This is a genomic window from Faecalibacterium sp. 9 (assembly GCF_048320955.1).
GTDB classification, from domain to species: Bacteria; Bacillota; Clostridia; order Oscillospirales; family Ruminococcaceae; genus Faecalibacterium; species Faecalibacterium wellingii.
This window is the reverse complement of sequence record NZ_JBLWGB010000001.1, coordinates 1,200,753-1,213,968: the sequence shown is the minus strand read 5'-3', so window position 1 is coordinate 1,213,968 and position 13,216 is coordinate 1,200,753. Positions and strand designations below refer to the sequence as shown.

11 protein-coding genes are annotated in these 13,216 nt (G+C 58.3%); 3 read left to right on the top strand and 8 right to left on the bottom strand.

Annotated features, from left to right (window positions below; translation table 11 throughout):
- Window positions 1–155 precede the first annotated feature (155 nt).
- The 8 genes from ACKXF9_RS05740 to ACKXF9_RS05705 all read right to left on the bottom strand — a co-directional run bounded on the left by ACKXF9_RS05740 (window position 156) and on the right by ACKXF9_RS05705 (window position 10,255).
- Window positions 156–1,202: a substrate-binding domain-containing protein gene (locus ACKXF9_RS05740; RefSeq protein WP_339395360.1), complete on the bottom strand. Its 1,047-nt coding sequence runs from the start codon at window positions 1,200–1,202 to the stop codon at window positions 156–158.
- A 236-nt stretch (window positions 1,203–1,438) separates the two neighbouring features.
- Window positions 1,439–1,636: a hypothetical protein gene (locus tag ACKXF9_RS05735; RefSeq protein ID WP_418265559.1), complete on the bottom strand. Its 198-nt coding sequence runs from the start codon at window positions 1,634–1,636 to the stop codon at window positions 1,439–1,441.
- Window positions 1,637–1,696: 60 nt separating this feature from the next.
- The gene (gene mgtE, locus ACKXF9_RS05730; RefSeq protein WP_339395362.1) at window positions 1,697–3,058 is read right to left on the bottom strand and encodes a magnesium transporter; all 1,362 of its coding nucleotides are present in this window, start codon (window positions 3,056–3,058) and stop codon (window positions 1,697–1,699) included.
- Window positions 3,059–3,402: 344 nt separating this feature from the next.
- Complete coding sequence (locus tag ACKXF9_RS05725) at window positions 3,403–6,156, bottom strand: insulinase family protein (protein WP_418265558.1); 2,754 nt, start codon at window positions 6,154–6,156, stop codon at window positions 3,403–3,405.
- Between the two features lie 78 nt (window positions 6,157–6,234).
- Window positions 6,235–6,420, bottom strand: a complete 186-nt coding sequence (locus tag ACKXF9_RS05720) for a hypothetical protein (RefSeq protein ID WP_418265557.1) — start codon at window positions 6,418–6,420, stop codon at window positions 6,235–6,237.
- Window positions 6,421–6,544: 124 nt separating this feature from the next.
- Window positions 6,545–7,801 carry an MFS transporter gene (locus tag ACKXF9_RS05715; RefSeq protein WP_418265556.1) on the bottom strand — a complete coding sequence of 419 codons (1,257 nt, stop codon included), beginning with the start codon at window positions 7,799–7,801 and terminating at the stop codon, window positions 6,545–6,547.
- A 294-nt stretch (window positions 7,802–8,095) separates the two neighbouring features.
- Window positions 8,096–8,893 (bottom strand): zinc dependent phospholipase C family protein, encoded by a 798-nt coding sequence (locus ACKXF9_RS05710; RefSeq protein ID WP_418265555.1) that lies wholly within the window; start codon window positions 8,891–8,893, stop codon window positions 8,096–8,098.
- Between the two features lie 225 nt (window positions 8,894–9,118).
- Window positions 9,119–10,255 carry an NAD(P)H-dependent glycerol-3-phosphate dehydrogenase gene (locus ACKXF9_RS05705; RefSeq protein WP_339395366.1) on the bottom strand — a complete coding sequence of 379 codons (1,137 nt, stop codon included), beginning with the start codon at window positions 10,253–10,255 and terminating at the stop codon, window positions 9,119–9,121.
- Between the two features lie 257 nt (window positions 10,256–10,512).
- On the opposite strand from ACKXF9_RS05705, the gene ACKXF9_RS05700 reads away from it, so the two are divergent.
- The 3 genes from ACKXF9_RS05700 to ACKXF9_RS05690 all read left to right on the top strand — a co-directional run bounded on the left by ACKXF9_RS05700 (window position 10,513) and on the right by ACKXF9_RS05690 (window position 13,057).
- Window positions 10,513–11,196 carry an amino acid ABC transporter permease gene (locus ACKXF9_RS05700; RefSeq protein WP_418265554.1) on the top strand — a complete coding sequence of 228 codons (684 nt, stop codon included), beginning with the start codon at window positions 10,513–10,515 and terminating at the stop codon, window positions 11,194–11,196.
- Window positions 11,197–11,214: 18 nt separating this feature from the next.
- Window positions 11,215–12,027 (top strand): amino acid ABC transporter ATP-binding protein, encoded by an 813-nt coding sequence (locus ACKXF9_RS05695; protein ID WP_249238114.1) that lies wholly within the window; start codon window positions 11,215–11,217, stop codon window positions 12,025–12,027.
- Between the two features lie 181 nt (window positions 12,028–12,208).
- Entirely contained in the window at window positions 12,209–13,057 is an 849-nt protein-coding gene (locus ACKXF9_RS05690; RefSeq protein WP_418265553.1) for a transporter substrate-binding domain-containing protein, read from the top strand.
- Window positions 13,058–13,216 lie beyond the last annotated feature (159 nt).

Below are 13,216 nucleotides of genomic sequence, written 5' to 3'. Positions count from 1 at the left end.
GCCTCCTTGTCGTTTATTATAAGGCCGCAGAAAAACCTTTTTTCAAAACAAGGCGCGTGCGCGGAGAATATTTCTCGCACGCACGCGCTTTATAGCTTTGTTCAAGCCGTCAAGGTCCACTGCGCACCTTGCATTGTTTCAGGAAAACTTTGGTCTTACTTCACGTACTCGGAAGCGTTGTCCTTGGTCACCTTGACATAGTCGACCCAGTAGTACTGCTCGACCTTGGAGCCCTCGACGTACAGCTTGGTAGCCTCAGCAGCTGCAGTAGCCTGACCCACGTCATCGTTCAGAACGGTACCGGTCATGTTGCCATCCAGAACATCCTGAACAGCCTCTGCCAGAGCATCGACGCCGACCAGATAGATGTCCTTGCCGACGGTGCGGTTAGCCTGCTGGATGGACTGCAGAGCGCCCAGTGCCATTGCGTCGTTGTTGCAGAAGACGACTTCGATCTTGTCGCCGTACTGAGACAGAGCGTTTGCAACGTCCTGCTGAGCGGTGGTCTGATCCCAGTTGTCCAGATACTCGTACAGGCACTCAACTTCCTTGCCTGCATCGGTCAGAGCCTTGATGGAGTACTCGGTGCGGTACTGAGCATCGATGTTCTCGGGGTCGCCCTTGCACATAATGTAGGTGACCTTGCCGTCGCCGTTGATATCGCCCTGAGTCTCGGTCTCCAGGATCAGCTCGCCCTGATAAGTACCGGACTGACGTGCGTCAGCACCAACGTAGCAGCACTTGTCTGCGTAGGAGTCCAGAACGCTCTTGTCGGGCTCACGGTTGATGAAGACGATAGGAGTCTCAGAGGGCTTGACGGTATCAACAATGGTCTGTGCGGAAGTGGTCTGCACGGGGTTGATGACCAGCACGTCCACGCCCTGCTGCAGGAAGGTGTTGATCTGCTCGGTCTGGGTGTTCTGGTCGTTCTTGCCGTCCATGATGGTGACGGAGTAGCCCATGTCCTTCAGGTACTCTTCCAGATCGGAGCGGTACAGGGTCATGAAGTTATCAGCAAACTGATAGATGCAAACGCCGATGTTGGCAGAGCCGTTGGTAGCAGCGGCAGAAGCAGCGGTGGAAGAAGCAACGCTGGAAGCAGCGGTGCTGGTGGAGGAAGAGCCGCCGCAGGCGGTCATAGCAGCAGTTGCGCCAACAACAGCAGATGCCTTCAGGAAGTCACGACGCGAAATCATTTTCATAATAGTGTTCTCCTTCAATTCGTATCTCAGCATTTTCACAGGAGCATTCTTGCACGTTCCTGTAATTCCTGTTCGTATTATACCCTTGCAGAGCCCCCTGTGCAAGAGAACAAGTTCACAAGATTGAAGGAGTTCTTTTGTGCCATTTCAACAAATGCTTTTTGGGCTCGCCAATTTCTTTTCTCGAAACATCACAATTTTTCATACATTTGCAACCTTCCTACAAAAGCAAAAAATTATGTCATTTTTCTCTCAAAAAGATTACAAAATGTTGCATGAGCTCTTTTGGGGACGCCGTGTATTTCTTGTATATCTTGAAAAATATTTTCAGGGACAGTTCTGCCGTCATTTTTTGCGGTTTTGAGCGCTTTTCCCGCAAATTTCTGCAAATGTCTGCTGTTCCCGGCAATGCCGCGCATCATATTTTGGCTCAAAAAAGCTCCCGGAAGGTCATACGGCCTTTTCCAGGAGCTCAGACAGCAGTTCTTTCAGTTTTACAGATGCAGCAGTGCCTTTGCAATGTTGAAGTATACCAGCAGCGTGGTGGTATCCACGATGGTGGTGATCAGGGGCGAAGCCATCACAGCGGGGTCTACGTGCAGCTTTTCTGCTGCCACGGGCAGGATGCCGCCGATGATCTGCGAGAGCAGGATGGTGCAGATCAGGGTCAGGCACACCACCAGTGCCACCGGAGCCGCAATGCGGTCGAACAGCAGCATCTTTGCAAAGTTGCACACCGCCAGCGTGCCGCCGCACAGCAGGGCCACACGGCTCTCGCGCCACAGGATGCGGGGCAGATCGTGGGGCTGGATATCGCCCACCGCCATGCCGCGGATGATGGTGGAGGTGCTCTGGCTGCCCGCGTTGCCGCCTGCATCGGTCAGCATGGGGATGTATGCAGTCAGCACGGTCACAGCGGCCAGTGCGTCCTCGTAGCCGCGAATGACCAGACTGGAGAAGGTGGCGCTGATCATCAGGAACAGCAGCCACGGCGCACGGCTCTTGTACAGGTCCCACATGCTCTGCTTGAAGTAGGGCTTGTCGGATGGGCCGATGGCGTTCATTTTTGCGATATCCTCGCTGGCCTCATCCTGCAGGATGCTGATGGCATCGTCAATGGTCACGATGCCCACCAGCCGGTTCTCGGCGTCCACTACCGGGATGGCCAGAAAGCCGTATTTCTCGAACAGCTTGGAGACGTCCTCCTGATCCGTGGTGGTGCTCACGCTGACCACATTGGAATCCATCAGGTCCTTGATAGGCTCCTCCGTGTTCTTTGCCAGCACCAGCGCCCGCAGGGAGACCACACCCACCAGTCTGCGGCTGCTGTCGGTCACATAGCAGTTGTTGATGGTCTCCTTATCAAAGCCGTTTTCCCGGATCGTGTCCATGGCCTGTGCCACGGTCATATCCGGCCGCAGCGCCATCAGCTCGGTGGTCATCACGCCGCCGGCCGAGTCCTCCGGATACTTGAGCAGCTCGTTGATCATGCGGCGGGTAGCGGGATCTGCCTGAGCCAGAATGCGCTTGACCACATTCGCAGGCATCTCCTCCACAAGGTCGGTGGCATCGTCCACGAACAGTTCATCCACCACCGCCTTCAGCTCGGTATCGGTCAGGCCGTCGATGAGCTGCTGCTGGGTCGCGGGCGTCAGCTCGGCGAACACATCTGCCGCAAGGTCTTTGGGGCACAGGCGGAACAGCACCGGGAGCTTTTCCGCAGGCAGATCCTCGAACACTGCGGCCAGATCGGGTGCAGGCAGGGTCTCCATCACGTCCCGCAGGCTCTGGTACTTTTTGGCATCATCCAGATTTGCCAGCATGGTCTTGAGGGTATCGATCGAAATTTCAGACATAAAAAAGCTGCCTCCTTTTCAGTGGCAGCTCTCGTTTCTTCTTTTCAGGGAACACAAACACGCACCGTGTGCATTCACACACAGCAGGGTCTGCGCAAAGCAGAAACGGCGGCTGCCATCATATAAAGTAATCGGGGAGAAAGACTGCTGCTACTGCCAGCAGGTTCCATGACAACCACCTCGTTTTCCTGTTGTAAAAAGACACTTTTTGCCTTTTCCGCCCATTACTTTACCACTGCTTTTTTGCCGCGTCAACCCTGCTTTTAAAATTTTTCCGTTTCTTTACAAAAAGTAAAAGTGCCCGATGACATTTTTCGTATCATCAGGCACTTTTTAAAATTCATTTACAATGTTTCCACCGTATCAAACAATTCTTTTGCGGCTTCCACAGCATCCTTGCTGCCAAACACCACCCGCACGCCGTTTGCCATGGCGGCACCCAGCTCTGCGGCCTGCTCCTTCAGCAGGACAGCATCCACAGCGCACAGGGCTCTGCGGTCGGCCGACACCATCTCGTCCGTGATGCCGCAGAAGTACCGGCGGTCGATCTCCCGGGCCTCGGCGCGGGGCTTACGGGGAGTGTCCAGCTTGGCTGCGGCACCCACGATAAAATCGTTCAGGTCTTTTTCGGTATACTCCCGGGCTGCCAGCTCTGCCGGGCCTTTTGCAAAGGTGTCGTAGCTTTCCTTTACATGGGGGTCGCGGTAGGTGTACAGGTACTCCACGCCGTCCGAGGAGAGCATTCCGGTGCCGTAAGCGCCGCCCACCTCGCGGATGCTGTGCCACAGGTATTCGTAGCTCATCACGCGGGCCAGCACCTTGCGGTCGCTGCGGCGCTCCATGGGCCACACCAGCACATCGTAGTTCACGCCGCCATCGATCACGAAGGCTTCATTCACCGGCGGGGTCAGCGGCTCGGTGTAGGGTCTTGCCGCAGCACGGCCCTCGGCGGCAAAGCGGCTTTCCGGCAGCAGGGTGCGCAGTCTGGCAAGGGCATCCTCGCTGCCGTGCAGGCTGACGGTGAGCTGCGCGTGCTGCAGCACCTCGGTGCGCAGAGCATCCAGCTTTTCGCCCAAAGCGGCCCAGTTGCCCCGCTCCTGCACGCCGCACAGGAACTTATAGTAGCTCACGCCGCTGCAGCGCTCGCTCACCGCACCGTCCACCGTGTAGTGGGCACCGGCGCGGGTGGCTGCGTATACATTGCCCTGCTGAATGAACTGCTGTTCCATGTTCAGTTTCTGCTGGCTCAGCACCCGGGCAAAGGCTGCTTCTGCCGCTGGGCCGGTGAGGATGGTGTCATACAGCCACTCGCCGCCCAGCTCCACCGCCTTATCCAGACTGCGTTCCAGAAGGCTCAGGCACAGGCTCAGTTTTGCGTGGCAGGGTGCGCCCTCCTGACGGCCGGTCCAGATGTCCAGCTGCACGCGGCTGTCGCCCAGCCATGTGCTGCGCAGGGTGTTCAGCTGCCGGGCGGTGTGCTTGCTGCTGTCCAGTTCGTCCAGCACATCGGTCAGCAGATCAAGATACTGCATGTCCTCGGGCTTCACATTGCCAAGGTCATAGTAGAAATTCAGATACAGGCTGCCCGCCGAGGGGTGATGCAGCAGCTGTGCCCCGGCCAGCAGTTCCCGCGTTTCGGGTGCAGTCTTTGCGCCGTCGCCAAGGTCGGCGGCGGTCAGCGGGTGTTCCAGCACCAGCTTGCCGTCGGTGCGGACAGGCGCGTTCTCCTCGTCCTTTCCGGGCAGGGTGGGCACCTGCACCACCTGCACCGGGGCTGGTGCAAACAGCTCACGCAGCAGCTCATCGAACCAGCCGTCGGCCATCTTTTCCCGCAGGGAAGCAAACAGCCTGTCCGTGTGCAGCAGCAGAGCCGGGTCGCCGGTGTGCAGCCAGCCGGTGGAAGCGTTGATGGCATCCAGCACGCCGTCCGGCAGGCTGCCCGGGCGCTCAAGGGATGCGAACTCCGCCGCGTTCAGCGAGGCCAGCAGCAGCTCCTGCGGGATGCCCTCGGTCAGGATGCCGTCCACAGCCTTGCGCACAGCGGCAGAAAACCGGCCTGCAGTCTCTTTGGTAGCACCGCGCAGCACCAGCTCTAGCACCGGCTGCAGGGTGCTGTCATCAAAGCCGATGTCGATATCCGCACCCAGCTTTTCGGCCAGCAGTGCGGCTTTCAGCGGTGAGTTGTTGGTGCCAAGCAAGGCGTCCAGCAGGACCTCCACGCCCAGCTGACGCTCCCGGTCCGCAAAGGCACCGGTGTACCATGCCAGTGCACACTGCACCTCGTCCGGCTCCGGGTTCTCCGTGTAATAGGGCAGCTCCACGCAGGCTCCGGCCTGCTCATCCTGCGCAGTCAGCCGCGGACGGCTGGTGCCCTTGGGCATTTTAGAGAGATAATCTCTGTCCAGCAGTTCCAGCTTTTCAGCCATATCCATCCTGCCGTAAAGGGTGATGCAGCAATTGTCTGCACTGTAATGGCGGCGGTACACCCGCTTATATTTTTCGTAGGTCAGTGCCGGGATGCTGGCCGGGTCACCGCCGGAAACAAAGCCGTAGGCTGTATCCGGGAACATGGCCCGTTCCAGTGCATTTTCCAGCTGTGCATCCGGTGCGGCCAGCGCGCCCTGCATCTCGTTGTACACCACTCCGCTCACGGTGCCGTCGGCACTGCGGTGCCAGCCCTCCTGCTCGAACACTGCCTTGTCCACCATAGCCAGCGGGCAGAACACTGCGTTCAGGTAGACGTCCATCAGGTTCTTGAAGTCGGTCTCGTTGGGGGTAGCAAAGGGATACACGGTCTTGTCCGGGAAGGTCATGGCATTGAGGAAGGACGCCATGCTGCTTTTGAGCAGCTGCAGAAACGGCGAAGTGACCGGGTATTTCTCGCTGCCCGCCAGCACCGAGTGTTCCAGAATGTGGAACACACCGGTGTCATCGGACGGGAAGGTACCGAATCCGATGCCGAATGCCTTATTGATATCTTCATTTTCCACCAGCAGCACGGTGGCACCGCTCACATCATGGGTGAGCACGGTCAGGGTCCCGTGCTGTTCCGGGCAAGGCTCGGTGCGCAGGGTGGTATAACCGGGAAATCGTTCCATTTCGTTTTCTCCTTTGCGGTTTTGAAGTCATTGCCTCTATTGTATCATTCGAGGGCGAAAAACACAATTACAGGTTTGTTAATTATAACCAGCAGAACGGTTTAAAATGGCCTCCGTTACACTCTGGCCATATTCAGCGGAAATTTTATTTTTATTTCGCGTTTGTCGCGGCCTGCGGGCCGCTCCAAACGCACTTTCACGAATAGAGTCGCTGCCGAAAGCTGCATCTTTACTGCGCAATGGCAGCAAAATGCCGTTTGCCATTGCGCCCTTCCCGTGAAAAAGCAAACAAGCCAGCCCCGCAGGACTGGCTTGTTTGCAAAATTATAAAACAATCTTTCCTCTGATATTGCCAGAGCGAACGCGTCGGCAATTTTAAACCGTGTTATTACACCTGTTTTGCGTCCTCGGTCCCGCAGGAGACCCGGAACAGCACAAAGCCCACCGCAAACAGCACCGCCAGCATTCCGATGCCCACATTGGCGCTGCCGGTCAGCTGGCTGCCCACGCTCACGATCATGGTGCCAAGGAAGGATGCGCCCTTACCGCAGATATCGAACAGGCCGAAGTATTCGCCGGATTTCTCCACCGGGATGATCTTGGCAAAGTGGCTGCGGCTGAGTGCCTGCACGCCGCCCTGGAACATGCCCACCAGCACGGCCAGCACCCAGAACTGCCACTGGCTGGTCAGGAAAAAGGCGAACACCGCAATGCCGGTATAGGCTGCGATGCAGACCGGGATAAGCTGGCTGGACGGATATTTTGCGCTCAGACGTCCAAAGATCAGCGCCGACGGGAAGGCCACGATTTGCGTCACCAGCAGGGCCAGCAAAAGGCCTGTGGTCTCCAGCCCCAGTGCCGTGCCGTAGGCGGTGGCCATATCGATGATGGTATACACGCCGTCGATGTAGCAGAAGAAAGCCAGCAGGAACCAGAACACCTGCTTATCCTCGTACAGGTGCTTGAGGGTGTGGCCGATGCGCACAAAGCTCTGCTGGATGGCGTGCTGCTCCACCTCCACATAGTTGATCTGCTTATACTTCCGCAGCAGCGGCAGGGTGGTGCCCAGCCACCACACGGCGGTGACGAGCAGTGCCACGGAAAGGGCGGTCATCTGGCTCAGGCCGATGGCCCCGCTGCCCAGCACCAGCGCCAAGCACACCACAAAGGGCACGCAGCTGCCAATGTAGCCCCATGCATAGCCCTGCGAGGACACAACATCCATGCGTTCCGGGGTGGTCACATCGCCCAGCATGGAATCGTAGAACACCAGACTGCCCGAAAAGCCGATCTTTGCAAGGATGAAGATGAGCAGGAACGGCAGCCATGTGGTAGCAAGGCCCATGGCACAGCAGCCTGCCACGCCCACGAACAGGCAGAGCATGAAGATGGGCTTCTTGAAGCCTCTGGTGTCGGCCAGCGTGCCCAGAATGGGCCCCAGCACGGCGGTGATCACCGTGACCACCGAGCTTGCGTAGCCCCAGTAGGCCAGATAGTCCACCGAGCTCAGCCCGCCGGCCTCAGCCAGCGCGTTGAAGAAGATGGGCACCAGCGTTGCGATCATCAGCACAAAGGCCGAGTTGCCCACATCGTACAGGATCCACGCGCGTTCCAGCGGTGTCACCTTGAATTTTTCATGTTTCATCTTGTTTCCTCTCACACCGCCGGGCGGTGCCCCCTCTTTTTAGATTTCATCATTTACAATGGCCGCCGCTCACGTTCTGGCCATATTCAGCGGAAATTTTATTTTCGTGTTTGTCGTGCTCTGCGGAACTTGTCGGGGCAAAGCCCCTCCATCTGCTAACGCAGACCGCTCGCCGCTTAAAAGCCCCACTGGGGCTTTCATTGCTGTGCAAACGCGGAGCGCTCCAAACACATTTTCACCAAAAGGGTCGTAGCGGGAAGCAGCATCTTTCCCTGCTGGCCTGCATCGACTTACTCAGAACTCCCCAAAGGTATGGTCGTAGGCCTTATCCAGCGGTTCGTCAGTATCCAGCTTTGCCATAAACTCCAGGATCAGCGTTTCTGCCAGCGGCAGTGCCTTGGCGTACAGCGCTTCCAGCTGCTTGCCGCTTTTCACGCACTTCGGGTTCGGCTGCGGATTTGCCACAAGGCCGTGCAGCATATCATATTTGCCCACCACCTTCATGCCGGTCAGCACCACCCAGCGCTTGACCGGGTTGGACGCCTGCAGGAGTCTGTGCACCGAGATCATGCCCTTGAGTGCTTCCAGCGCGGTCTGCTCCGAGATGCCCTCGTAGAACGGCGCAATGATCCCCGCGTTCTTCTCCGACGGGTGGATATGGCTGGCCGTGAAAAACTTCAGCGGGTCGTGTCCGTCCCGGCGCAGCAGCATGTTGTCGAACTCGGTCTCGATCTCGCAGTGGGTCACACCGCTTTCCCGGGTGAACTGCTCCACATAGGGATGACAGGTGCTGTCCAGCGCAAAATGGCAGACAAAGCCCAGCGCATAGGCCAGCGCAGCATCCCGGTCCACCTCGCAGTGCACCACCCTGCGCGCCCGGTCAAAAAATACCCGCCCCGGCTCCTCGTGCATGGCGTTGCCCAGTGCACCCACCGGGTTGGACTTGGCAGCATGGTAATAAAACAGCAGATCCGGCCCGTGCAGGCCGATATCATAAAGCTCACGGTTCTGTTCCAGCTGAGCACGCAGTTCATCCGGCAGATGTTCCAGCACATTGGCGCCAAAGCGGCGGTGCGCATAGGTTGACGGCATGGCAGATTCCTCTCTTTCTCTCCGGCAGGGTGCACAAAACGTCCCCCGGTTTTTGCGTTCTGTTTCAGTATAGCAGAAAGTTTCCCGACCTTCTACCCTTTTACGTCTGATTTTGGTAAAAAATTTGAATTATTTTGTGTTTTCGGTGTCTGCAGGGCAGCCGGGCTGCCCATAAAAAGGACAAAAGGCAGCCGACCCTGCGGTCAGCTGCCTTTTCACTGGTTTTTACCCGTTGTTTTCGTAGCCCTGCGGCATCTCGTTCTTCCGGTTGCGGTCCATCAGGGTGCGCAGCGCGTCGCTGGCGCTCATGCCCTCCTTCACGATGGCGTTCACCGTCTGCACAATGGGCATTTCCACATTGTACTTTGCAGCCAGCTCCATAGCGGCAGGCAGTGCATTGATGCCCTCCACCACCATGCCGACTTCCTTGACGGCCTGCTCCGGGCTTTCGCCCTTGCCGATCAGGATGCCGGCGCGGTTGTTGCGGCTGTGCATACTGGTGGCCGTCACGATCAGGTCGCCGATGCCGGCCAGACCCGCAAAGGTGTGGATGTTGCAGCCCATGGCCACGCCCAGCCGGGCGATCTCGGCAATGCCGCGGGTGATGAGGGCCGCGCGGGCGTTGTCACCGTAGCCAAGGCCGGTGGAGATGCCCACGCCCAGCGCGATCACATTTTTCAGCGCGCCGCTCAGCTCCACGCCTTTGATATCGGGGTTGGTGTACACCCGCATACAGGTGTTGCTGAACACGTCCTGCACAAATTCTGCAGCCTGTTCATCCGGGCAGGCCGAAACGATGGTGGTGGGCATGTCCAGCGCCACCTCTTCGGCATGGGTGGGGCCGGAGAGCGCTACCAGCTTTACCCCTTTGGGGCCGCCCTCACGGTTCAGCTCGTCGGCGATGACCTCGGTCATGGTATATAAGGTATCCGGCTCCATGCCCTTGGCAACGTCCACAAGGATCTGTCCGTCCGGGATATAGGGCCGGGCCTTGGCGGTGGTGGAGCGCACAAACACCGACGGCACTGCAAACAGCAGCACATCCTTGCCGGTGCACACCTCCTCGATGCTCTTGGTGAACTGCAGCTCTGCCGGGATCTTCATGCCCGGCAGGTTGGGGTGCACCCGGGCAGCAGAAAGGCTGTCCACCTCGGCCGGCAGTGCCGACCACACCTGCACCTCATTGCCGCTGACGCACAGCATCCGTGCCAGCGCCATGCCCCAGGTGCCTGCGCCCAAAACGCCGATTTTTTTCTTTGTCACGTTCGTGTCCTCCGTGTCTGCACCGCACAGGGCAGCTGTGCCCGGCGGTAAATTTGCGCCCATGCCGGTGCTTTGCCCGGTGCGCGTTGTCACGTCCATTGTACACGAAAGCAGGTGCGCCGTCAACCGCTTGCCGCATTGCACAAAGTTTTCCAGATGGGTCGTCCGTTTTTGTACACATCACGCGTTTTGCACAAACCGTTTGCACTCCATCCGAATTCATGCTATAGTATTCTGGTAGGTTTTGTAGGGATTTGGCAAAAAGCCTTGACTTCAAGTATGCTTCAAGGCTTATAATACCTTTATTCCGGACAACACAGAGAGTATCTGAACACCGTTCTGAGGGAACATTTTTCATGTTAGAAGCATTTTTTGCAAACCGCACGGTCAGCGTGCTGGTGGAGGCCCTGCCGCGTATCCTGACAGCCGGCCTGACCATGACCATCCCGCTGACCCTTGTCTCCTTCTTTTTTGCCATGATCATTGCCGTGGCCGTCGCGCTGGTGCAGTACGCCAATGTGCCGGTGCTGCGGCAGATCGCACGGTTCTACATCTGGGTCATCCGCGGCACGCCGCTGCTGGTGCAGCTGTTCATCATCTTTTATGGTCTGCCCAGCGTGGGCATCATGCTGGACGCTTTCCCGGCTGCGGTCATCGCCTTTGCCTTCAACGAGGGTGCCTACTGCGCCGAGACCATGCGCGGTGCGCTGGAAAGCGTGCCCCAGGGCCAGCTGGAAGCCGGTTACTGCGTGGGCATGAGCTGGTGGCAGATCATGCGCCGCATCGTGCTGCCGCAGGCCCTGCGCACGGCAGTGCCCGCCCTCTCCAACTCGCTCATCGGCATGATCAAGGACACCTCGCTGGCGTCCAATATCACGGTGGCCGAGCTGTTCATGGCGGGCCAGCGGGTGGCCGCCCGCACCTACATCTTCCTGCCCATCTACTGCGAGGTGGCTGTGGTGTACCTGCTGTTCTGCACGGTCATCACCAAGCTGCAGGCTTTGCTGGAGCGTCGGCTGAATGCCCACGGCTTCCAGTGAGAAAGGAGTGTGGGTTTTATGGCAATGTTAGAGATCCGCAATGTGCAGAAAACATTCCGCACCGATGCAAAGCCCGGCCTGCATGCGGGCATCTTCCACCGTCCCGGTGCGCGGAAGGCAGCCCAAGAGCTGCAGGTGCTGCGCGGGGTGGACCTGACCGTTGAAAAGGGCGATGTGGTGGCCATTCTCGGTCCCTCCGGCTCCGGCAAGACCACCCTGCTGCGGTGTCTGAACTTTCTTGAGACTGCCGACGCTGGCCAGCTGATCCTTGACGGCGAGAGCTTTGATCTGGCCCATGCAAACCGGGCCGACATCGCCCGCCTGCGCAAAAAGACAGCCTTTGTGTTCCAGAACTACAACCTCTTCCGGAACAAGACCGCCTTGCAGAACGTGACCGAGGGACTGATCGTGGCCCGCAGGATGCCCAGAGAGCAGGCGGACGCCGTGGGTATGAAAATGCTGGCAAAGGTGGGCCTTGCCGACCGGGCAGACTCCTACCCCCGTCAGCTTTCCGGCGGCCAGCAGCAGCGCGTGGCCATTGCCCGGGCACTGGCCTCCGACCCGGAGATCATCTATTTTGACGAGCCCACCAGCGCACTGGACCCGGAATTGACCGGTGAGGTGCTCTCGGTCATGCGGCAGCTGGCCGAAGAGGGCATGACCATGCTGGTGGTCACCCACGAGATGGGCTTTGCCCGCAATGTTTCCTCCAAGACCGTTTTCATGGAGAACGGTGTGGTGGTGGAGCAGGCTCCCTCCCGCCAGTTCTTTGCAGACCCGAAAGAGGAGCGCACCCGCGAATTTTTGCGCAAGATTGCTCACACCGAGTAAGGTTTAACCAACTCCCCCAGTCTGCTTCGCAGACAGCCCCCTCTGGGATGGGGCCTTTGTCAAAACCAGAAAGTCTCCCTCTTTGCCAAGGGCTCCCTCTTTGAGGGAGCTGGCGCAGCGTCAGCTGTGCCTGAAGGAGTTTATTTCACAAATATTTTTATAGAGGAAAGGGAATCCAACTATGAAACGCAGAACCTTTATTTCTCTTATGAGCGTTATGGCCGCTGCCGGCGTACTGACTCTGTCCGGCTGCTCCAATTCTTCCAGTTCCACCGCTGCTTCCGGCACGGCCGCCTCTGTGGCTCCTGCTGCCGGCGACCAGCTTTCCAGCATCCAGTCCAGCGGCAAGCTGATCGTTGCGCTGGAAGGCGCATGGCAGCCCTGGAGCTTCCATGACGAGAGCGACACCCTTGTGGGCTACGACGTGGAGGTGTCCCGCGCCATTGCCGAAAAGCTGGGCGTGGAGCCGGAATACGTGGAAAGCGACTGGGACAGCCTGTTTGCCGGTCTGGACGCAGGCCGCTACGACATCGTGTGCAACGGCGTGGAAGTGACCGACGAGCGCGCCAAGACCTACGATTTCACCGAGCCCTACGGCTACATCCACACCGCCCTCGCCGTCCGCAAGGACAACGAGGACATCACCAGCTTTGAAGACCTGAAGGGCAAGACCACCGCCAACAGTCTGGCTTCCACCTACATGGAGCTGGCCGAAAGCTATGGCGCCACCGTGCAGGGCATCGACACGCTGGAAGAGACCATCCAGCTGCTCACCGCAGGCCGCATCGATGCCACCCTGAACGCCGATGTTTCCTTCTACGATTACCTGAACGTCCACCCGGACGCAGATTTCAAGCTGGTGGCCCAGACTGAGGACGCTTCTCACGTTGCCATCCCCCTGCGCAAGGGTGATGCCAGCGCCACCCTGCTGGAAGCCATCAACACCGCCATTGAGGAGCTGCGTGCCGACGGCACCCTGAAAGAGCTGAGCGAGAAGTATTTCGGTCAGGATATTTCTGCGGAGAACTGAATCATTTGGATGCCCTCCGCTTTGCTCTGGGCATTTTCAGCGGAAAATTCATTTTAATATTACAAAACCCGGCAGACTGCGGTCTGCCGGGTTTTGCCTTTTCACGGGAAGGGCCATAACCGGCAAATGCAAAAAGCTCTCCCTTTCGAGAGAGCTGGC

Coding starts and splice junctions, on each gene's coding strand:
- ACKXF9_RS05740 (WP_339395360.1), bottom strand. CDS start 1,202: ATGAAAATGATTTCGCGTCGTGACTTCCTGAAGGCATCTGCTGTTGTT.
- mgtE (WP_339395362.1), bottom strand. CDS start 3,058: ATGTCTGAAATTTCGATCGATACCCTCAAGACCATGCTGGCAAATCTG.
- ACKXF9_RS05725 (WP_418265558.1), bottom strand. CDS start 6,156: ATGGAACGATTTCCCGGTTATACCACCCTGCGCACCGAGCCTTGCCCG.
- ACKXF9_RS05720 (WP_418265557.1), bottom strand. CDS start 6,420: ATGGCAAACGGCATTTTGCTGCCATTGCGCAGTAAAGATGCAGCTTTC.
- ACKXF9_RS05715 (WP_418265556.1), bottom strand. CDS start 7,801: ATGAAACATGAAAAATTCAAGGTGACACCGCTGGAACGCGCGTGGATC.
- ACKXF9_RS05710 (WP_418265555.1), bottom strand. CDS start 8,893: ATGCCGTCAACCTATGCGCACCGCCGCTTTGGCGCCAATGTGCTGGAA.
- ACKXF9_RS05705 (WP_339395366.1), bottom strand. CDS start 10,255: ATGGACGTGACAACGCGCACCGGGCAAAGCACCGGCATGGGCGCAAAT.
- ACKXF9_RS05700 (WP_418265554.1), top strand. CDS start 10,513: ATGTTAGAAGCATTTTTTGCAAACCGCACGGTCAGCGTGCTGGTGGAG.
- ACKXF9_RS05695 (WP_249238114.1), top strand. CDS start 11,215: ATGGCAATGTTAGAGATCCGCAATGTGCAGAAAACATTCCGCACCGAT.
- ACKXF9_RS05690 (WP_418265553.1), top strand. CDS start 12,209: ATGAAACGCAGAACCTTTATTTCTCTTATGAGCGTTATGGCCGCTGCC.